Here is a 19026-nt window from a genome sequence, read left to right on the forward strand (position 1 = left end):
GGTGTCCGCGGGTACGACCCGCGGACACCCCCGGCTTTCCATCGCCCCCGGCCGCGACGACAGCCATGTACATAGGTGCTCTGACTCTGGACATCCTGCTCGGCGACGTTCACTCGCTGAAGCAGAAGCGCTCAGTGGTGCGTCCTCTCATCGCCGAGGTGCGCCGCCGGTTCCCGGCGGTCGCGGTGGCCGAGACCGGCCATCTCGACCTGCACCGGCGCACCGAGATCGGCGTCGCCGTGGTCTCGGCCACGGCGGTCAACTGCGGTGAGGTGCTCGAAGCCTGCGAGCGGCTCGTGGCGTTCCATCCGGAAATCGAGCTGCTGTCCGCGAGGCGGCGGCTGTACAACGAGGACGAAGATTAGAGGCCCGCGGGAAGTAGTGTTTCCCGCGGGCCGTTAAGCGATTAAAGCGACAAAGAGGGGGAGCGCGATCGTGGACGCAGCACGCGCCCGTAAACTTGCGGACCGCATTCAGCAGATCGTCGCCGAGATGCTGGAGCGCCGGATCAAGGATCCGCGCCTCGGCTTCGTGACGGTGACCGACACCCGCATCACCGCCGACCTTCGAGACGCGACGGTCTTCTACACGGTGTTCGGCTCCGAGGCCGAGCGCGCCGACACCGCCGCCGCCCTTGAGAGCGCCAAGGGGATCATCCGTGCCGAGGTGGGGCGCCAGACCGGCGTGCGGTTCACCCCGACCCTCACCTTCAGCCACGACCCGCTCCCCGACAGCGCCCGCCACCTCGACGAGCTGCTCGCCGAGGCCAAGGCCCGCGACGAGGAGATCGCCGAGCGGGCGCGCAACGCCGTGCACGCCGGCGAGCCCGACCCCTACCGCAAGCCGGGCGACGAGAGCCCCGACGGCCAGGAGCCGCCAGGGGGGTTGGAGACCGAGTCGCACGACCGGGCGGGACGTTCCGCACAGTGACCCCCACCACCCCCACCGAGCCTCCCGCGCTCGCCGTGCACGAGGACGACTGGCGCCGCGCCGTCCGGCTCGTCCAGGACGCGCGGGAGGTGGCGCTGGTGTGCCACGTGGCGCCCGACGGCGACGCCCTGGGGTCCATGCTCGGCTTCGGCATGGCGCTGCGGCGGGCCGGCAAGCACGTCGCGGCCTCCTTCGGCGACCGCCGGTTCGCCGTGCCCCGCCTGCTGCGCTTCCTGCCCGGCCAAGATCTGCTGGTCGAGCCGGCGTCCTACCCCGCCGAGCCCGACCTGATGATCAGCTTCGACGTGCCGACGATCGACCGTCTCGGCCTGCTCGCCCCCCACGCGGGCAAGGCCACCGAGCTGATCGTCATCGACCACCACCCCTCCAACACCGGGTTCGGCAGCGTCCCCATCGTCGACCCCCACGCCGCGTCGACGTCCATGCTGGTGGAGGCGCTGATGGCCCGGCTCGGCTACGAGGTCGACCGCGACATCGCCACCTGCCTGTACACCGGCCTGGTCACCGACACCGGCTCGTTCAAGCACTCTTCGACCACGCCGGCGGTGCACGAGATGGCGGCGCGGCTGGTGGCGACCGGCCTGCGCACCGACGAGATCGCCCGCGAGCTGTGGGACCGCTCCCCGTTCTGCTACCTGAAGCTTCTCGGCACGGTTCTCGGCCGCGTCCGGCTCGACCAGGAGGCCGCCGGCGGCGCGGGCGTGGTGTGGACGTACGTGTCCCACGCCGACCGCGCGGCGCACTGCCTGCCGTACGAGGAGGTCGAGGGCATCATCGACGTCATCCGCCGCACCGACGAGCCGGACGTCGCGGTCGTGCTCAAGGAGGACGACGACGGGGCGTGGCAGGTCTCCACCCGGTCCAAGGGGCGGGTCGACGTCGGCCGGGCCTGCACGGCCATGGGCGGCGGCGGGCACGTGCGCGCGGCGGGCTTCACCTCCCACGACACTCCCGAGGTGACCGTCGCCAAGTTCTGCGCCCTCCTCGGCCCGCCGTGCTGAGCGGCGCCTTTCCCGTCCACCCGCAGACCAGACTTCGAGGATGTGCCGATGAGTACGGCCGGCAGTGAGCCGAGCGCCCCGGCGGACAGCGATCGCGGCACCGCCACGAACGGCGAGCCCGGCGCCGGGACGAACGGCGAGCCGAGCGTCGAGGACGCCCCCGGGCAGGGAACCCGGGCCGGAGGCGGGACGCGGGTGAGGCGTCCGGCGCCGCCCAGCGGGCTGATCATCGTGGACAAGCCGTCCGGCTGGACCTCCCACGACGTCGTCGGCAAGCTGCGGCGCCTGGCCGGCACCCGCCGCGTCGGCCACGCCGGCACCCTGGACCCGATGGCGACCGGGGTGCTGGTCGTGGGCGTCGAGAAGGCCACCCGGCTGCTCGGCCACCTGGCGCTCACCGTGAAGGGCTACGACGCCACGATCCGCCTCGGGGTCACCACCAACACCGACGACGCCGAGGGCGAGATCCTCGCCGAGGTGCCGGCGGGCCAGGTGGGCGACGAGGCCGTTCGCGCGGGCGTGGCCGCGCTCACCGGCCGCATCGAGCAGGTCCCCCCGCAGGTCAGCGCCATCAAGGTGAACGGCGAGCGCGCCTACAAGCGGGCCAGGGCCGGCGAGGAGGTCGAGCTGCGGGCCCGGCCGGTCACCGTGCACGCCTTCGAGGTCACCGCCGTGCGCCGCGACGGCGACGCGGTCGAGGTGGACGCCTCGGTGAGCTGCTCCAGCGGCACCTACATCCGCTCGCTGGCCCGCGACCTCGGCGCCGCGCTCGGCGTCGGCGGCCACCTGACCCGCCTGCGCCGCACCCGCGTCGGCCCGTACGACCTGTCGGCGGCGCGCACCATCGACGAGCTCGCGCAGGACTGCGCGATCCTGCCGATGGCCGAGGCGGTGGCGGCGGCGTTCCCCCGCATGGACGTCTCGGCGGAGGACGCCAAGCTGATCGGCCACGGCGGACGGCTGGCCTCGGCCGGCCTGGGAAGCGGTCCCATCGGCGTCTTCGGCCCCGACGGCGCCCTCCTCGCCCTCGTCGAGGAGCGCGGCCGCTCGGTCAAGCCCCTGGCCGTCTTCGTCCCCTGAGGCGCCCCCTTGACGCCCGGCCTCCCCGACCCCACATGTGCGCCCGCGGGCACCCCGTGGCGCCCGGGTTCGCGGCCGCCCGCGGCGGCCGGGGCCGGGGCCCGCGCCCGGCGGGCCCGTCGCTGGGCTACCCTCGTCCCCGTACGGGGAAAAGGCCGCCGCATGGCAGGCTTGGATGAGCGCGACCATCACCACAAGGAGCGAGGTCGAGGTGCAGGGCTGGCACGGACTCGACGACGTGCCCACTGACTGGGGCAGGTCCGTCGTCACGATCGGGGTGTTCGACGGTGTGCACCAAGGTCATCAGCGCATGGTCGAACGCGCCGTCGCGATGGCGGCCGACCTGGGGGTGGCCTCCGTGGCGATCACCTTCGACCCCCATCCGGACGAGGTGGTCAGGCCGGGCGCCCACCCTCCCAAGCTGACCACGGCGCGGCACCGCATCGAGCTGCTCGGCGCGCTGGGCGTGGACGCCGTCTGCGTGCTGCCGTTCACGCTGGAGTTCTCCCAGATGACCCCGGACGAGTTCGTCCAGGCGGTCCTGGTCGACCGGCTGCACGCCGCCGGGGTCGTGGTGGGGGAGAACTTCCGGTTCGGCCACAAGGCGGCGGGCGACGTCGAGACCCTGCGCCAGCTCGGCGAGAAGTACGACTTCGTGGCCGAGGGGGTCCCGCTGGTGAGCAACGGTGAGGCCATCTCGTCGAGCATGATCCGCGAGCTGCTCGCGGCGGGCGACGTCGAGGGCGCCGCGACGGCGCTCGGCCGCCCGCACCGCGTCGAGGGCGTCGTCGTCCGCGGCCACCAGCGGGGCAGGGCGCTGCTCGGCTTCCCGACGGCGAACGTCGAGTCGCCGGCGTTCAGCGCCATCCCGGCCGACGGGGTCTACGCGGGCTGGCTCCAGTGCACCCAGTCGCCCTCCCCCTACGAGGGCGAGCGGTGGCCCGCGGCGATCTCCATCGGCACCAACCCGACGTTCGAGGGCGTCGAGCGCACCGTCGAGGCGTACGCGCTCGACCGCGACGACCTCGACCTGTACGGGGCGCACGTCGTGGTCGACTTCACCGACCGCCTGCGCGACACGCTGAAGTTCGACTCCATCGAGGCGCTCATCGTCCAGATGCGCCACGACGTCGACGAGGCCCGCCGCCTGCTGGCCGGAGCCTGACCCCGCGCGCGAGGCCCGTCGGCGCATTGAGCGCGCCGGCCTCGCGGCGATGGTAACCTGACGTGTCGGTTCGGTATCGGCTTCGCGCTGCCGCCGACCTGTTACGGCGACTGTAGGCACACACGGTCGTGCGTAGTCCACCATCTGATGTGTGCCCGTAGACAGTTGAAGGAGAGCCGTGTCGCTCGACACCGCCGCCAAGAAGCAGATCATCGACGAGTACGGGACCGGAGACGGTGACACCGGATCCCCCGAGGTGCAGATCGCGCTGCTCAGCAAGCGCATCAGCGAGCTCACCGAGCACCTCAAGACCCACAAGCACGACCACCACAGCCGCCGAGGGCTGCTGCTGCTGGTCGGCCGCCGCCGCCGCCTGCTCAAGTACCTCATGAGCAAGGACATCACGCGCTACCGCACCCTGATCGAGCGGCTCGGCCTGCGCCGATAGTCTGGGAGGGAGCGGCTCGGCGCCGCTCCCTCTCTCATATCAGGGCAAAGGCCGCCTGATATGGAGAAACGGGTCGGCGCGTCCCGCGCGACGCGCGCCGTTTCCGAGCACACTGGCCTGACAGACAACTGAACAGCCGAGAAAGTGCCCCGCGTCCGCACAGCACAGCAACGCGCGTCCCGTGACGCCTGCGGGCCGGTCCTCGGTAGTGGCTTCCGGATGCCGACGGCGAGTACGCCGCGCAGTCCGGGTGCTTCGATCGAAGACCGGCGCTGCACATGACGGGGAGCCGGCATAACGGAGCCGGGCACGAGCCCGCCGATCGCGACGAGTACCCGGTCGGCCGGTGAGTGCCCGAGCAGTGCGACAACAGCACGGACGCGGGCGACCGAAGAGGAGGTCCCCCGTGGAGGGTGTCCACAGCACGGAAGCCGTGATCGACAACGGCTCTTTCGGCACGCGTACCATCCGGTTCGAAACCGGACGGCTCGCGCGCCAGGCGGCCGGAAGCGCCGTCGTCTACCTCGACGACGACACGATGGTCCTGTCCGCCACCACCGCGTCCAAGCATCCCAAGGAGAGCCTGGACTTCTTCCCGCTCACCGTCGACGTCGAGGAGCGGATGTACGCGGCGGGCCGCATCCCCGGCTCGTTCTTCCGGCGTGAGGGCCGGCCGTCCGAGGACGCCATCCTCACCTGCCGCCTGATCGACCGCCCGCTGCGCCCGTCCTTCGTCAAGGGCCTGCGCAACGAGGTGCAGGTCGTCGCGACGATCATGGCGCTGAACCCCGACCACCTGTACGACGTGGTGGCGATCAACGCGGCCAGCCTGTCCACCCAGCTCGCCGGGCTGCCGTTCTCCGGCCCGATCGGCGGCGTGCGCGTCGCGCTGATCAACGGCCAGTGGGTGGCGTTCCCGACCCACTCCGAGCTGGAGGGCGCGACCTTCGACATGGTCGTGGCCGGCCGGGTGCTGCCCGACGGCGACGTCGCGATCATGATGGTCGAGGCCGAGTCCACCCGCGACACCCTCAAGCTCGTCGGCGACGGCGCCGTCGCGCCGACCGAGGAGACCGTCGCCGAGGGCCTTGAGGCCGCCAAGCCGTTCATCAAGGTGCTCTGCGAGGCGCAGGCCAAGATCGCTCAGGTCGCCGCCAAGGAGACCGCGCAGTTCCCGATCTTCTTGGACTACCAGGAGGACGCCTACGAGGCCGTCACCGGGGCCGTGAAGAGCGAGCTCGCCTCGGCGCTGACGATCGCCGGCAAGAAGGAGCGCGAGACCGAGCTCGACCGGGTCAAGGCCCTCGCGCTGGAGAAGGTCGGCCCCGACTTCGAGGGGCGCGAGAAGGAGATCTCCGCGGCGTTCCGCTCGCTGACCAAGAAGCTCATGCGCGAGCGGGTCATCAGCGAGGGCGTCCGCATCGACGGCCGGGGCACCAAGGACATCCGCCAGCTCAGCGCCGAGGTCCACGTGGTCCCGCGGGTCCACGGCTCGGCCCTGTTCGAGCGCGGCGAGACCCAGATCCTGGGCATCACCACGCTGAACATGCTGCGCATGGAGCAGATGATCGACACGCTCAACCCCGAGCGCACCAAGCGGTACATGCACAACTACAACTTCCCGCCCTACTCCACCGGTGAGACCGGCCGCGTGGGCTCGCCCAAGCGCCGCGAGATCGGCCACGGCGCGCTCGCCGAGCGGGCGCTGCTGCCGGTGCTGCCCACCCGCGAGGAGTTCCCGTACGCCATCCGGCAGGTGTCGGAGGCGCTCGGCTCCAACGGGTCGACCAGCATGGGCTCGGTCTGCGCCTCCACCATGGCGCTGCTGGACGCCGGCGTCCCGCTGAAGGAGATGGTCGCGGGCATCGCCATGGGTCTCATCGGCGAGGGCGACCAGTTCGTCACGCTGACCGACATCCTCGGCGCCGAGGACGCCATGGGCGACATGGACTTCAAGGTCGCCGGCACGCGTGAGCTCATCACCGCCCTGCAGCTCGACACCAAGCTCGACGGCATCCCCGCCTCGGTGCTGGCCGGCGCGCTCAAGCAGGCCAGGGCGGCGCGGCTGGCGATCCTCGACGTGATGCAAGAGGCGATCGACTCCCCGGCGGAGATGAACCCGACCGCGCCGCGCATCATCACCATCAAGGTCCCGGTCGACAAGATCGGCGAGGTCATCGGCCCGAAGGGCAAGATGATCAACCAGATCCAGGACGACACCGGCGCCGAGATCACCATCGAGGACGACGGCACGATCTACATCGGGGCGACCGACGGCCCGTCGGCCGAGGCGGCGCGCACGACGATCAACTCGATCGCCAACCCGCACATGCCCGAGATCGGCGAGCGCTACCTGGGCACGGTCGTCAAGATCGCCGCCTTCGGCGCGTTCATCAGCCTGCTGCCCGGCAAGGACGGCCTGCTGCACGTCTCCCAGATCCGCAAGCTGCACGGCGGCAAGCGCATCGAGAACGTCGAGGACGTCATGAACGTCGGCGACAAGATCCAGGTGGAGATCGCCGAGATCGACTCGCGCGGCAAGCTGTCGCTGGTGCCCGTCGAGGTCATCGAGAAGGAGGCCGCGGCCAAGGTCGAGAGCGGCGGCGACGCCGAGGACGCTCCTCAGGCCGACGCCGAGCCGCGCGAGGAGCGTGCGGAGCGCGGCGAGCGGTCCGAGCGCTCCGGCGACCGGCCGCGCCGTTCCCGCACCCGAGGCGGACGGGACGACCGCAACTCGTGACGACCACCACTGTGCACCCCGGCAGGGACGGCGCCGGGGTCGTGCGGCGCACCGTCCTCCCAGGTGGGCTCCGGGTGGTGACCGAGACCATGCCGACCGTGCGTTCCGTCGCGGTCGGCATGTGGGTCGGCGTCGGCTCGCGCGACGAGGCCCCCGAGCACACGGGGGCCACCCACTTCCTCGAGCACCTGCTGTTCAAGGGCACCCCCACGCGTGACGCGCTGGAGATCTCCGCCGCCATCGAGGGCATCGGCGGCGAGATCAACGCGTTCACCGCCAAGGAGTACACCTGCTACTACGCGCGGGTGCTCGACGAGGACCTCCCGCTGGCCATCGACGTGCTGGCCGACGTGGTCACCTCCTCCCTGGTCACCGCCGAGGACGTCGAGTCCGAGCGCGGGGTGATCCTGGAGGAGATCGCCATGCACGACGACGACCCGTCGGACGTCGTGCACGAGCAGTTCTCCGCGGAGCTGTACGGCGACACCCCGATCGGCCGGCCCATCCTCGGTTCGGTCGAGTCGATCAACGAGCTGTCGCGCGACCGCATCGCCGAGTACTACCAGAGCTACTACCTGCCCCCGCACACCGTCGTCTCGGTGTGCGGCAACGTCACCCACGAGCGGGTGGTCGAACTGGTGGCCGCGGCCTACCAGCGGGCGGGCGCGCTGGGCGGCTCCGCCGAGCCGGTACCGCCGCGCCTGACCGGCCCGGGGGCCGCGCCGCGCGCGGGCGTCCGGGTGGTCGACCGGCCGACCGAGCAGGCCAACCTGGTGCTCGGCACCACGGCCTACTCCCGCACCGACGACCGCCGCTTCGCCCTGGGCGTCCTCAACGCCGCCCTCGGCGGTGGCATGTCGTCGCGGCTGTTCCAGGAGATCCGCGAGAAGCGGGGCCTGGCCTACTCGGCGTACAGCTACACGGCCCAGTACGCCGACACCGGCCAGTTCGGCATCTACGTCGGCTGCCTGCCCGGCAAGATCGACGACGTGCTGAAGATCTGCCGCGAGGAGATCACCCGGGTGGTCGCCGACGGCATCACCGAGGAGGAGATCCAGCGCGGCAAGGGCCAGATGCGCGGCGGCCTCGTCCTCGGCCTGGAGGACACCGGCTCGCGCATGTCGCGCATCGGCAAGAGCGAGCTGGTGTACGACACGCTGATGCCGGTGGACGAGGTGCTGGCCCGCATCGAGGCCGTCACCCCCGACCAGATCGACGCGGTGGCCAAGGAGATCCTGACCCAGCCGCTGGCCCTCGCCGTCATCGGCCCCTACGGCGACAAGGACTTCACCTCCTTCATCGCCTAGCACCGGCCACACGAGGATGCCCCGCCCGCACACCGCGGACGGGGCATCCTCGTCATTGCTCAGCGAGGTTGGCGCTACGCTTGGGGGTCGTGATCAGGGTTGGGGTTCTGGGCGCCCGCGGGCGCGTCGGTGTGGAAGTCTGCAAGGCCGTGCACGCGGCCGACGACATGGAGCTCGTCGCCGCCGTCGACGCCGGCGACGACATAGAGGCACTCTCGGCCGCTGAGGTGGTCGTCGACTTCACCCATCCCGACGTGGTCATGGGCAATCTCAAGTGGTGCGTCGAGCACGGCGTCCACCCGGTCGTCGGCACGACCGGCTTCGACGCCGCCCGCCTGGCGACCGTCCAAGGCTGGCTCGACGCCAACCCCGGCGTCAACGCCCTGATCGCTCCCAACTTCGGCATCGCCGCCGTGCTGATGATGCACTTCGCCCAGCAGGCCGCGCGCTACTTCGAATCCGTCGAGATCGTCGAGCTGCACCACCCCAACAAGGCCGACGCCCCCTCCGGCACCGCCCGGCGCACGGCCGAGCTGGTCGCCGCCGCCCGGCGCGAGGCGGGTCTGGACGCCATGCCGGACGCCACGACCGCCGAGCTTCCCGGCGCGCGCGGGGCCGACGTCGACGGGGTGCGGGTGCACGGGGTCCGGCTGGCGGGCCTGATCGCCCACCAGGAGGTCCTGCTCGGTGGCGACGGCGAGATCCTGACGATCCGCCACGACACCATGAACCGCTCGTCGTTCACCCCGGGCGTCCTGCTCGGCGTGCGCCGCGTCCGCGAGCTGCCGGGCCTCACCGTCGGCCTGGAGCATCTGCTCGACCTCTGAGACCGGCCTGCGTGGCCCTCCAGGCGGCCCACAGGGGCATTTGTCCCTTGAGTGATGAATGACGGCCCATGGCGGGCCATACGCCGTTGAGAGGGCTTACAGCGCGAGCCCGATCGTGAACAGCAGGCCGAAGGCCAGCTGGAGGCGCCCGGTCTGCTGCAGCGTGGTGATCAGCGCCGGCCCCGTCGCGCCGCCGCGCACCGCCCGCGCCGGTCCGAGCGCGAGCGGCAGCGCCAGCACCGTCAGCGCCGCGTACGGGCGCACGAACGCCAGGGCGAGCGCGATGACGAACGGCAGCAGCAGGCAGCCGACGTACAGGACGCGGGTGCGCGCGTCGCCGAGCACGACGGCGAGTGTGCGCTTGCCGGCCGGGCCGTCGGTGGCGATGTCGCGCAGGTTGTTCACCACCAGCAGCGCGCACGCGAGCAGCCCCACCGGCACGGCCGCCGCGACCGCCGGCCACGGCAGGTCCTCCAGCTGCACGTACGTCGTGCCGGCGACCGCCACCAGGCCGAAGAAGACGAACACCGAGATCTCGCCGAACGCCCGGTAGCCGTACGGGCGCGAGCCGCCGGTGTAGAACCACGCGGCGGCGATCGCCAGCGCCCCGACGGCGAGCAGCCACCAGGCGCCGGTCGCCACGACGAGCACCAGGCCGGCGACGGCCGCCGTCAGGAAGCATCCGAGCGCGGCGAGCAGCACCGACCGCGGCGCGGCGACGCGGGAGCCGACGAGCCGGAGCGGGCCGACGCGCCGCTCGTCGGTGCCGCGCACACCGTCGCTGTAGTCGTTGGCGTAGTTGACGCCCACCTGGAGGATCAGGGCGACGAACAGGGCCACCAGGGCCCGCCACCAGACCGCTCCACCGTAGGAGATCGCCACGCCCGTGCCGACGGCGACGGGGACCACCGCCGCGGGGAGGGTGCGGGGCCGTGCCCCCGCGAGCCACTGAGCGGGTGTCGCCAACGTCGCCTCTTCCACGAATCCGGTCCTGCGCGGCTCCGGCGGTACACGGTGGTACACGCTCGGCTCGGACGCCCAGGAAATTGCCTATGCAGGGTAAGTCATGACCGCCCCATGACCCGACCCGGGGCCACCGGCCGGACACGCACCGCGCGCCGGCCGACGCCGGTATCAGGCAGATGTCCATGTCCGCTCTGCGCCGGTGCCGGGCCGGCGTCCGAAGGCAGTGGACTTCGGTGGTCGAGCCGCTGCCCGCGAACGGCCGGCGCCCTGTGGACGCCCGGCGCCTGAGGTCAGCCGGCCGGAGGCGGGGTGATGTCGGTGGTCAGGCGGATCATGCGCACGGCGCGGTCCATGTCAAGGATGCGCTCGGCGTCGTCCGGACCCCAGCCCGCCGAGGTGAGGAAGTCGACCATCGCCTTGTCCTCGGCGAAGACCCAGGTGACGACCGTGGCGAAGCCGTCCTCGCGGAGATGGTCCACGGTGGCGTTCAGCAGCCTGCTGCCGTGCCCGCGGCGGGTGTGGCCGGGGTCGACGAGCAGCGTGAGCAGTTCGGCGGTGGTCTCGGCGTCGAGGTCGTCATCGTCGGCGGGCGCGTGGGAGGCCAGCCCCACCACGCGCTGGACCCCCGGCTCGCCGTGCCCCTCGGCCAGCGACGTCAGCGGGTCCGCCATGGAGGTCGCCGGGTCGTCGCTCTCGACGGCGACCAGGAGACGGTGGTGCGGCGAGGGAGGCGTCGCGATGGCCTGCTCCCATTGGCGGCTCCAGACCTCCCGCGCGGACGGGTCGGTCATCTGCTCCAGCGGCCCCTCGGGCAGGACGTCGCGGTAGGCGGCCTTCCACGCCCGGATCTGGGTGGCCGTCACCGCCGGGACGTCCTCGCGCCGTGCCGCGCGCACCCCCACGTCAGCCATCTGGCCGCCCCCTTCCGCTGTGGTCCCCAACACCGTATCGGGACCCGCGTCCGCCGCTGACCCACAGGCACCCTCTGACGACGCGACGTCCCAGAACCGCGAGCCGCCCCAGGCTTCAGGAAGGAGCAGCAGGGGCTCAGGAAGGGGCGGCCGGGGCTCAGGAGGGGAGTGGGACGTGCCGGCGGCGCCTGGCCCGGTAGGCGCGGGTCTTGGTGCGGTTGCCGCAGACGCGCATCGAGCACCACGACCGCGACCGGTTCTTGGAGGAGTCGATGAACGCCCACTGGCAGGAGTCCTCCGCGCAGACCTTCAGGCGCGGCCAGACGCCCTCGGCGTGGGCGGCAAGGATGGCCGCGGCGAGCAGGCCGACTCCCCTGGCAGCGCCGGTGCCGAACGGCTCTGGGACGGGTGTGCGCCCCGCCATCAGCCTGACCCGCAACGGCAGCGCGGCCAGGGCTGCGTCCAACTCGGTGGCCGTGCCCGCCGGGCCGGAGGTCCCGTCCACCGTGGCGGACCTCTGGCGCAGCGCCGAGCGCAGCCCTTCACGGAGGTTGATCGCCAGAGCCCAGTCGTCGTCCACCGCGCGGTCGGTCGCGGAGATCAGCTCGCGTTCGCGCAGCCAGACGGCGAGTTCGGCGGGAGAGGCCAGCTCGTCCGTGTCCCCTTCGACGTCGTAGGTGTTCACGAAGTCGCGGAGCAGCTCCGCCGGCCCGTCCATGTCACCACTGTAGGGCAGTCGGGGGTTCGCGTCGCGGTCGTCGGCCTCAGCCCGGCCCCGGTCCGAGCTGGGCCTCCAGGGCCGCGCCGAGGCGGCGTGCGCCCTCGGCGAGCTCGGCGACATGGGTCGCGGCGATGTGCGTGACGCGGATGTGGGGCGCGGGCGGTTCGGCGGGGTGGTAGATCGCACCCGGGCTGACCAGGACGCCGGCGCGCTGGGCCCCCTCCACCAGCGCGGTCTCGTCGACCTCGCCAGGGAGTCGCACCCACACGTGCAGCCCGCCCACGGGCATGAACGGCACCCGCCCGGCGGGCAGGTGGCGGGCCAGGGCGGCCGCGAGCGCGTCCCGTCGGGCCGCGAGCTCGGCCGTCACCGTGGCGCGGTGGCGCCGCCAGGCCGGCGAGCCCAGGAACTCCAGCGCGGTCTCCTGCAGAGGGCGGGCGACGAAGAACGACTCCACGAGCTGGACCGCCCGCAGCCGCCGCGCCGCGGGACCCCTGGCGATCACCCCGGCCACCCGCATGCTCGGTGCGGTGATCTTGCTGAGCGAGTTGACGTGGACGACGGTGCCATGGGTGTCCAGGCTGACCATTGACGGCGGGACGGGGCCCGTCGCCAGGTAGCGCGCGTAGTCGTCCTCCACCACGAACGCCCCGGCCGCCCTGGCCACGGCGAGGACCTGTTCGCGGCGCCCGGCCGACAGCGTGACGCCGGTGGGGTTCTGCAGGGTGGGCTGGCAGTAGAAGACCCGTGCGCCGGTGACGGCGAACGCCTCGGCGAGCAGGTCGGGCCGTACGCCGTCGTGGTCCACCGGCACCGCGACCGCGCGCAGCCCGGCCGCGCGGGCGGCGGCCAGCGCCCCGGGGTAGGTCGGCGTCTCGACCAGCATCGCGGCGCCGGGGGCGGACAGCGCGCGGAACGCGTGGGTGAGCGCGGCCTGGCCGCCGCTGACGACGAGCACGTCCGCGTGCGTGACGCCGCCGCCCACCTCGGCCGCGAACCAGCGCCGCAGCTCGGCCAGGCCGTTCAGCGGCGGCAGGGCCCAGGCGTCCGGGCGGCGCACGGCGCGGGAGGCGGCGTCGGACAGGGCCTTGGACGGGCGCAGGCCCGGGTGGAGATAGCCGCCGGCGAGCGGGATGACGCCCTCGGGCGGCGGGGTGAGCAGCCCGCCCACCGCGGAGTCGTCTGTCGACCGGTCGCCGAGGGCCACCGTCTGCCAGGAAAGGTCGGCCGCCTCACGGGTCGCCGTGGCGACAGAGGGCGCGACGAAGGCGCCGCTGCCCGGACGGGTGATCACCCTGCCTTCGGCGGCCAGTGCCGCGAGCGCCCGAGACACGGTGACCGGGCTGACGCCGTGCCGCCGCACGAGCTCCCGGCTGGACGGCAGCCGGTCGCCCGGCCGCAGCCGCGCGGCCTCCTCGCGCAGCGATGCCGCGATGCGGACGATACTGCTATCGTCATTCATGAAAGATGACAGTAGCGCTACTGTCCGCTGGACGGTAGCGGTCCCCCTCACCCGCAGATTCCGGCCCCGTCCTCGGCCCGGGGCTGCCGTCGCCCCAGTGCCCGACACCGCCGCGCACGACGCCTCCGACAGAACCCCCAGGGCGACTGCGGGGATCGGCCGTCCTGCCGGCGACTCCACGCGGGTCGGTCCCTCCGGAGGCTCCCACGCGCAGGCTGTGGGCGAGGGGCGATGGGCGGGCACGCTGCTGGCCGGGGTCGGCGTTCTCGCCTTCTCAGGGACCTTCCCCGCGACCGCTCTGGCTCTGCGGGGCTTCGACCCCTATCTGCTGGCGGTCGGGCGGGCGGCCGTGGCCGTGTTCGCGGCGGCGGCCTGCCTGCTCGCCGCCGGCGCTCCACTGCTGCCGCCCCGCGCCCACCTGCGGTCGTACGCCGCCATCGCGCTGGGCGTGGTGTTCGGCTTCCCGCTGTTCAGCGGGCTGGCGCTGGACGCAGGAGCGAGCGTCTCGCACGCGGCCGTCGTGGTCGGGCTGCTGCCGGCCGCCACCGCCGTCTTCGCCGTCCTGCGGGCGGGGGAGCGGCCTCGTCCGCTGTTCTGGGCCGCGAGCGCGGCCGGGGCCGTCGCCGTCACGGTGTTCACGGTCACCAGGGGAGGCGGGCGGCTCGCCGCCGCGGACCTGCTCATGCTCGCCGCGCTGGTGTGCGCGGCGGTCGGCTACACCGAGGGCGGACGGCTCGCGCGGCACACTCCCGGGTGGAAGGTCATCTCGTACGCCCTCGTGGTCGCGGCCCCGGTCTCCGTGCCCGTCGCCGTCGTCCTGGGGTTCACGACCGCCCACCAGGTGACGCCGGGGGCCGTGGCGGGGTTCGCCTACGTCTCGCTGGTGTCGATGTTCCTGGGCTTCATCCCGTGGTACGCGGGCCTGGCCAAGGGCGGCATCGCCCGTGCCGGGCAGACGCAGCTGCTCCAGCCGCTGCTGGCGCTCGGGCTGGCCTGGCTGCTGCTCGCCGAGACCGTGGACGCCGCCACCCTGGCCGGCGCACTCGCCGTTTTGGTCTGCGTGGCCCTCACCCAACGCACCCGCTGACCGACCCCGCGCGCCCAACCTGCGCGCCGTACGGCGGCGCCGGTTTCACCGTCCCACTCCCCGCCGACGCGGTGCCGAATGGGAGGAGTCCCCCGGAGGGAAGGCCGGATGGGCGGAGGCCTACGGCGGGATGAGGGGCTCCGCTCGCCGGGGGGTGGTACGGCTCGTGCCGGAGTTGGGGCGGGCGTCAGGGGGGTGGGGTTGGGGCGGGCGCCGGGAGGATGGTGGGTCAGGCGCCTAGGGGGACGGAGTAGACGAGGCGGAAGCGGTCGCCGGGGACGACTGTGTCGCTGGTCTCGACGGGGCGGTCGCCGGACCAGTGGGTGCGCTCGATGTGCAGGACGTGGACGCCGGTGGGCAGATCGAGCAGATCGCTCTCGATCGGCTGGGGCACGCGGGTGTGGACGCTCTCGCGGATGTCGGTGATCTTGATGCCGGCGGCGGACATGCGGGCCAGGAGGCTCTTGCGCCCGTTGGTGCCCTCCTCGGGCAGGGTGTGGACGCGGCCGAACTCGACGGGCTCGTAGGAGGTGGCGAGCTGCATCGGCTTGCCGTCGGTGCGGAACACGTAGCGCGTGCGGACGACCGGGTCGGCCGTTTCAAGCCGGAGGCGGCGGGCGATCTCGGGCCCGGCCTTGACCGGCTCGCTGCGCCAGTCCCACGTGGCGCGGCGGCCGCCGGCCTGCATGTCGGCGGCGAACGGGGCGTCGTGGTCGGTGTTGCGGCAGCGCTGCAAGGGATAGAGCACGGACTTCTCGCGGACGTAGTGGCCAGAGCCGACCCTGCCGATGATCAGGCCTTCGGCGGCGAGGACGCGCAGGGCGTGCCGGGCGGCGGTCTCGCCGACGCGGAAGCGCTGGGTGAGCTGCGCGCGAGACGGGATGGGCGCGCCGGGCGGCAGGGTGCCGTCGACTATCTGCGCCCGCAGCTCTTCGACCACACGGAGGTACACCGGGTCGTTGCCAGTCATCCGTCCAGTCCATCCCTCAGGGTGTTCGAGATCGTTTCCTTATCTTGCCGTAATCGAAGGACAACTAGGAGTAATGGACAAGACTTGGAGTCCCAACTTTACGAAACGTGATTCTACGGCGACATTGCGTTCTGTTCGACGGACGGCGGGCCGGGAGCGGTCCAGAGGACAGGCCCGCCACCTGGGCCGGTATGCGAAGAGGTGAGACGGGGGACGCCCGGAGGGCGTGGCCGGAACCCCCGCCGGCGCCGCCCGCGCGGACGATCGGAAAATTCTTCTCAGATGTGTGTAACGCCTTCGTAAGCGGGGCCGATTGCACGGATAGAGGTCGTCGATGTGTGTACCCCCGAGCACATATCGACGGCCTCTATCCATGTCCGGCGATCTCCGCCGCAACCGGGACGCACCCGGATCGGCCGCCGTGCCATCATGAACCGGGGTGGCGGGGTCCACCGTCCACGCGGATCCGGGTACCGTTCCGTCTATGGCATCGCCGACCGGAACCTCCGACGCGCCCTTCGGGCGCATGCTGACCGCGATGGTCACGCCGTTCACCGCCGACGGCGCCGTGGACACCGAAGGTGTTCAGCGCCTGGCCACCTATCTCGTCGACGAGCAACGCAACGACGGCCTCGTCGTGAGCGGCACGACGGGAGAGTCCGCCACGACCTCCGATGCCGAGAAAGACGTCATCCTGCGAGCGGTGCTGGAGGCGGTCGGCGACCGGGCCACCGTCGTGGCCGGGGCGGGCACCAACGACACCCGCCACTCGGTCGAGCTCGCCAAGGCGGCCGAGCGCGCCGGCGCCCACGGCCTGCTCCTGGTGACGCCGTACTACAACAAGCCACCCCAAGAGGGCCTGTACCGGCACTTCACCGCGGTCGCCGACGCCACCGGCCTGCCCGTCATGCTCTATGACATCCCAGGACGCACGGGCACGCCGATCGCCGCCGAGACGCTGCTGCGCCTGAGCGCCCACCCGCGCATCGCCGCCGTGAAGGACGCCAAGGGCGACCTGTTCGACGGCTCGCGGGTCATGGCCTCCACCGATCTCGTCTATTACTCGGGGGACGACGCGCTCAACCTGCCCTGGCTGTCGGTCGGCGCCGCGGGCTTCGTCAGCGTGGTCGGCCACGTGGTCGGCGCCGAGCTGGCCTCCATGATCCAGCTCTTCCAGTCCGGCCATGTCGAGGGCGCCCGTTCCGTGCACCAGCGCCTGCTGCCGGTGGTCACCGGCATCATGACCCGCACCCAGGGCGTGATCATGACGAAGGCCGCGCTCGGCCTCCTCGGCAGGCCCGTGGGCCCGGTGCGCGCGCCGCTGGTCGACGCCACCGAGCAGCAGACCGCGACCCTGCGCGAAGACCTGGTCGCGGGCGGCGTGAAGTTGTCCGACTGACATGCCGCACGCACCCGGTCCCCTGAGAATGCCGCGCGTCCTGCCGGACGCGCGAGAATTGCCTGACTTGCCCGTCGCGCGTCCATCGTGAGCGGCGGAGAAACCCACCCGGACCTATCGCCGCGCTCTGTCCGCGGCGGGGAGGAACAGAGAGTTTGAGAGAGAGATACGACGATTTCGGCACGCGACGCGCCGGACGGCTCGGCGAGGGAGCCGTCCAGGCGCGGCGGGCCGACGCACACGGGGGTAGAGCATGAGTCATCCGCATCCCGAGCTCGGGCCGCCTCCGGCACTGCCGGAGCACGGCCTGCGCATCGTCGCGCTCGGCGGGCTGGGTGAGATCGGCCGCAACATGGCGGTCTTCGAGTTCGACGGCCGGCTGCTCGTGGTCGACTGCGGCGTGCTGTTCCCAGAGCCCGACCAGCCCGGCGTGGACCTGATCCTGCCGGACTTCGAGTACATCCGCGGCCGGCTCGACGACATCGAGGCGGTCGTGCTCACCCACGCCCACGAAGACCACATCGGCGCCGTGCCGTACCTGCTGCGCGAGCGCCGCGACATCCCGCTGGTCGGCTCGCGGCTGACCCTCGGCATGATCGAGAGCAAGCTCACCGAGCACCGCATCCAGCCGGTCAAGGTCGAGGTGGCCGAGGGCCAGAGGCAGCGGTTCGGGCCGTTCGAGTGCGAGTTCTTCGCGGTCAACCACTCCATCCCCGACGCCCTCGCCGTCGCCATCAGGACGCCCGCCGGCCTCGTGCTGCACACCGGCGACTTCAAGATGGACCAGCTCCCGCTCGACGGGCGGCTGACCGACCTCGGCGGGTTCGCCAGGCTCGGCGCCGAGGGCGTCGACCTGCTGATGTCCGACTCCACCAACTCCGAGGTGCCCGGCTTCGTGCCGAGCGAGGCCACCATCGGACCGGTGATCGACGAGGTCTTCCGCAGCGCCAGCAAGCGCATCATCATGGCCTGTTTCGCCTCGCACGTGCACCGCGTGCAGCAGGTGTTCGACGCCGCCGAGCAGAACGGCCGCAAGGTCGCGCTCATCGGGCGCTCGATGGTCAGGAACATGGGCGTGGCGCGCGAGCTCGGCTACCTGCGGGTGCCGCCGGGCCTGCTGGTGGACGCCCGCGAGATCGAGGAGTGGCCGCCGGAGGACGTCGTGCTGATCTGCACGGGGTCGCAGGGCGAGCCCATGGCGGCGCTGTCGCGCATGGCCAACCGCGACCACCCCATCCGGGTCGCCGAGGGGGACACGGTCGTGCTGGCGTCCTCGCTGGTGCCCGGCAACGAGACGGCCGTCAACAAGGTCATCAACGGGCTCACCCGCTGGGGCGCCCGCGTGGTCCACAAGGGCAACGCGCTGGTGCACGTCTCCGGTCACGCCGCCGCGGGCGAGCTGCTGTACGTCCTGAACGCGACCAAGCCGTCCAACTTCATGCCCGTGCACGGAGAGTGGCGCCACCTGCGGGCCCATGCCAAGCTGGCGGCGCTCACCGGCGTGCCCGACGACCACATCGTCATCGCCGAGGACGGCGTGGCGGTCGACCTGGTCGACGGCAGGGCGCGCATCGTCGGCGCGGTGCCGTGCGGCTACGTCTACGTGGACGGCTCGTCGGTCGGCGGCATCACCGACGTGGCGCTGAAGGACCGCCGCATCCTCGGTGACGAGGGTTTCATCTCGGTGGTCGTGGTCGTCGACTCCACCACGGGCAAGGTCAGCGGCGGCCCCGAGGTGTACGCGCGGGGCTCCGGCATCGAGATCGACGCCTTCGACGCGGTGATCCCGCTGATCGAGAAGGCGCTGCAGGACTCCGCGGCCGACGGCGTGGCGGACATCCAGCAGATGCGCCGCGTGACCCGCCGCATCGTCGGGCGCTGGGTCAACGAGACCTACCGCCGCCGCCCGATGATCGTCCCGGTCATCGTCGAGGTCTGACGGGCGCCCCCGCGAGGGGACGCGGGGACCGCCCCGCCGCCGGCGCCGGCGG

General features: G+C 72.3%; 17 protein-coding genes. 12 read left to right on the forward strand and 5 right to left on the reverse strand.

Annotated features, from left to right (window positions below; genetic code table 11):
• Positions 1-65: 65 nt before the first annotated feature.
• The 9 genes from ACZ6QO_RS03855 (at position 66) to dapB (ending at position 9519) form a co-directional block, all read left to right on the forward strand.
• Positions 66-365: a DUF503 domain-containing protein gene (locus tag ACZ6QO_RS03855; protein ID WP_465847392.1), complete on the forward strand. Its 300-nt coding sequence runs from the start codon at positions 66-68 to the stop codon at positions 363-365.
• A 67-nt stretch (positions 366-432) separates the two neighbouring features.
• Entirely contained in the window at positions 433-930 is a 498-nt protein-coding gene (rbfA, locus tag ACZ6QO_RS03860) for a 30S ribosome-binding factor RbfA (protein WP_465848067.1), read from the forward strand.
• Positions 927-1952 carry a DHH family phosphoesterase gene (locus ACZ6QO_RS03865; RefSeq protein WP_465847393.1) on the forward strand — a complete coding sequence of 342 codons (1026 nt, stop codon included), beginning with the start codon at positions 927-929 and terminating at the stop codon, positions 1950-1952. Before rbfA ends, ACZ6QO_RS03865 begins: the two co-directional genes overlap by 4 nt.
• Before the next feature lie 48 nt (positions 1953-2000).
• Positions 2001-3032 (forward strand): tRNA pseudouridine(55) synthase TruB, encoded by a 1032-nt coding sequence (truB, locus tag ACZ6QO_RS03870; RefSeq protein WP_465847395.1) that lies wholly within the window; start codon positions 2001-2003, stop codon positions 3030-3032.
• 211 nt (positions 3033-3243) lie between these two features.
• Positions 3244-4197 carry a bifunctional riboflavin kinase/FAD synthetase gene (locus tag ACZ6QO_RS03875; protein WP_465848069.1) on the forward strand — a complete coding sequence of 318 codons (954 nt, stop codon included), beginning with the start codon at positions 3244-3246 and terminating at the stop codon, positions 4195-4197.
• 178 nt (positions 4198-4375) lie between these two features.
• The gene (gene rpsO / locus ACZ6QO_RS03880) at positions 4376-4645 is read left to right on the forward strand and encodes a 30S ribosomal protein S15 (protein ID WP_189163363.1); all 270 of its coding nucleotides are present in this window, start codon (positions 4376-4378) and stop codon (positions 4643-4645) included.
• A 406-nt stretch (positions 4646-5051) separates the two neighbouring features.
• Positions 5052-7385 (forward strand): polyribonucleotide nucleotidyltransferase, encoded by a 2334-nt coding sequence (locus tag ACZ6QO_RS03885; RefSeq protein WP_465847397.1) that lies wholly within the window; start codon positions 5052-5054, stop codon positions 7383-7385.
• On the forward strand, positions 7382-8692 hold the full coding sequence (locus ACZ6QO_RS03890; RefSeq protein WP_465847398.1) for a M16 family metallopeptidase: 1311 nt from the start codon (positions 7382-7384) through the stop codon (positions 8690-8692). Before ACZ6QO_RS03885 ends, ACZ6QO_RS03890 begins: the two co-directional genes overlap by 4 nt.
• A gap of 89 nt (positions 8693-8781) precedes the next feature.
• The gene (dapB, locus tag ACZ6QO_RS03895; protein ID WP_465847399.1) at positions 8782-9519 is read left to right on the forward strand and encodes a 4-hydroxy-tetrahydrodipicolinate reductase; all 738 of its coding nucleotides are present in this window, start codon (positions 8782-8784) and stop codon (positions 9517-9519) included.
• Between the two features lie 96 nt (positions 9520-9615).
• Here the strand turns inward: dapB and ACZ6QO_RS03900 are convergent, their stop codons facing one another.
• The 4 genes from ACZ6QO_RS03900 to ACZ6QO_RS03915 all read right to left on the reverse strand — a co-directional run bounded on the left by ACZ6QO_RS03900 (position 9616) and on the right by ACZ6QO_RS03915 (position 13579).
• Positions 9616-10485: a 1,4-dihydroxy-2-naphthoate polyprenyltransferase gene (locus ACZ6QO_RS03900; RefSeq protein WP_465847401.1), complete on the reverse strand. Its 870-nt coding sequence runs from the start codon at positions 10483-10485 to the stop codon at positions 9616-9618.
• Between the two features lie 290 nt (positions 10486-10775).
• On the reverse strand, positions 10776-11396 hold the full coding sequence (locus ACZ6QO_RS03905; protein ID WP_465847403.1) for a GNAT family N-acetyltransferase: 621 nt from the start codon (positions 11394-11396) through the stop codon (positions 10776-10778).
• A gap of 157 nt (positions 11397-11553) precedes the next feature.
• Positions 11554-12114: a CGNR zinc finger domain-containing protein gene (locus tag ACZ6QO_RS03910; protein WP_465847405.1), complete on the reverse strand. Its 561-nt coding sequence runs from the start codon at positions 12112-12114 to the stop codon at positions 11554-11556.
• A gap of 46 nt (positions 12115-12160) precedes the next feature.
• Positions 12161-13579, reverse strand: coding sequence for an aminotransferase-like domain-containing protein (locus ACZ6QO_RS03915; RefSeq protein ID WP_465847406.1), 1419 nt, complete (start codon positions 13577-13579; stop codon positions 12161-12163).
• A 217-nt stretch (positions 13580-13796) separates the two neighbouring features.
• Here ACZ6QO_RS03915 and ACZ6QO_RS03920 point away from each other — a divergent pair, with 217 nt between their 5' ends.
• The gene (locus ACZ6QO_RS03920; RefSeq protein ID WP_465847408.1) at positions 13797-14666 is read left to right on the forward strand and encodes an EamA family transporter; all 870 of its coding nucleotides are present in this window, start codon (positions 13797-13799) and stop codon (positions 14664-14666) included.
• A gap of 229 nt (positions 14667-14895) precedes the next feature.
• Here ACZ6QO_RS03920 and ACZ6QO_RS03925 read toward each other — a convergent pair whose 3' ends face one another.
• Positions 14896-15636 carry a GntR family transcriptional regulator gene (locus tag ACZ6QO_RS03925; protein WP_465847409.1) on the reverse strand — a complete coding sequence of 247 codons (741 nt, stop codon included), beginning with the start codon at positions 15634-15636 and terminating at the stop codon, positions 14896-14898.
• A gap of 484 nt (positions 15637-16120) precedes the next feature.
• On the opposite strand from ACZ6QO_RS03925, the gene dapA reads away from it, so the two are divergent.
• A complete protein-coding gene (gene dapA, locus ACZ6QO_RS03930) occupies positions 16121-17035 on the forward strand; it encodes a 4-hydroxy-tetrahydrodipicolinate synthase (RefSeq protein WP_465847411.1) in 915 nt (304 codons plus the stop codon).
• 253 nt (positions 17036-17288) lie between these two features.
• Positions 17289-18974: a ribonuclease J gene (locus ACZ6QO_RS03935; RefSeq protein WP_465847412.1), complete on the forward strand. Its 1686-nt coding sequence runs from the start codon at positions 17289-17291 to the stop codon at positions 18972-18974.
• Positions 18975-19026 lie beyond the last annotated feature (52 nt).

It is taken from the genome of Sphaerisporangium sp. NPDC049457 (assembly GCF_055586705.1).

Coding starts and splice junctions, on each gene's coding strand:
- truB (WP_465847395.1), top strand. CDS start 2,001: ATGAGTACGGCCGGCAGTGAGCCGAGCGCCCCGGCGGACAGCGATCGC.
- ACZ6QO_RS03855 (WP_465847392.1), top strand. CDS start 66: ATGTACATAGGTGCTCTGACTCTGGACATCCTGCTCGGCGACGTTCAC.
- dapA (WP_465847411.1), top strand. CDS start 16,121: ATGGCATCGCCGACCGGAACCTCCGACGCGCCCTTCGGGCGCATGCTG.
- ACZ6QO_RS03925 (WP_465847409.1), bottom strand. CDS start 15,636: ATGACTGGCAACGACCCGGTGTACCTCCGTGTGGTCGAAGAGCTGCGG.
- ACZ6QO_RS03905 (WP_465847403.1), bottom strand. CDS start 11,396: ATGGCTGACGTGGGGGTGCGCGCGGCACGGCGCGAGGACGTCCCGGCG.
- ACZ6QO_RS03935 (WP_465847412.1), top strand. CDS start 17,289: ATGAGTCATCCGCATCCCGAGCTCGGGCCGCCTCCGGCACTGCCGGAG.
- ACZ6QO_RS03910 (WP_465847405.1), bottom strand. CDS start 12,114: ATGGACGGGCCGGCGGAGCTGCTCCGCGACTTCGTGAACACCTACGAC.
- ACZ6QO_RS03915 (WP_465847406.1), bottom strand. CDS start 13,579: ATGAATGACGATAGCAGTATCGTCCGCATCGCGGCATCGCTGCGCGAG.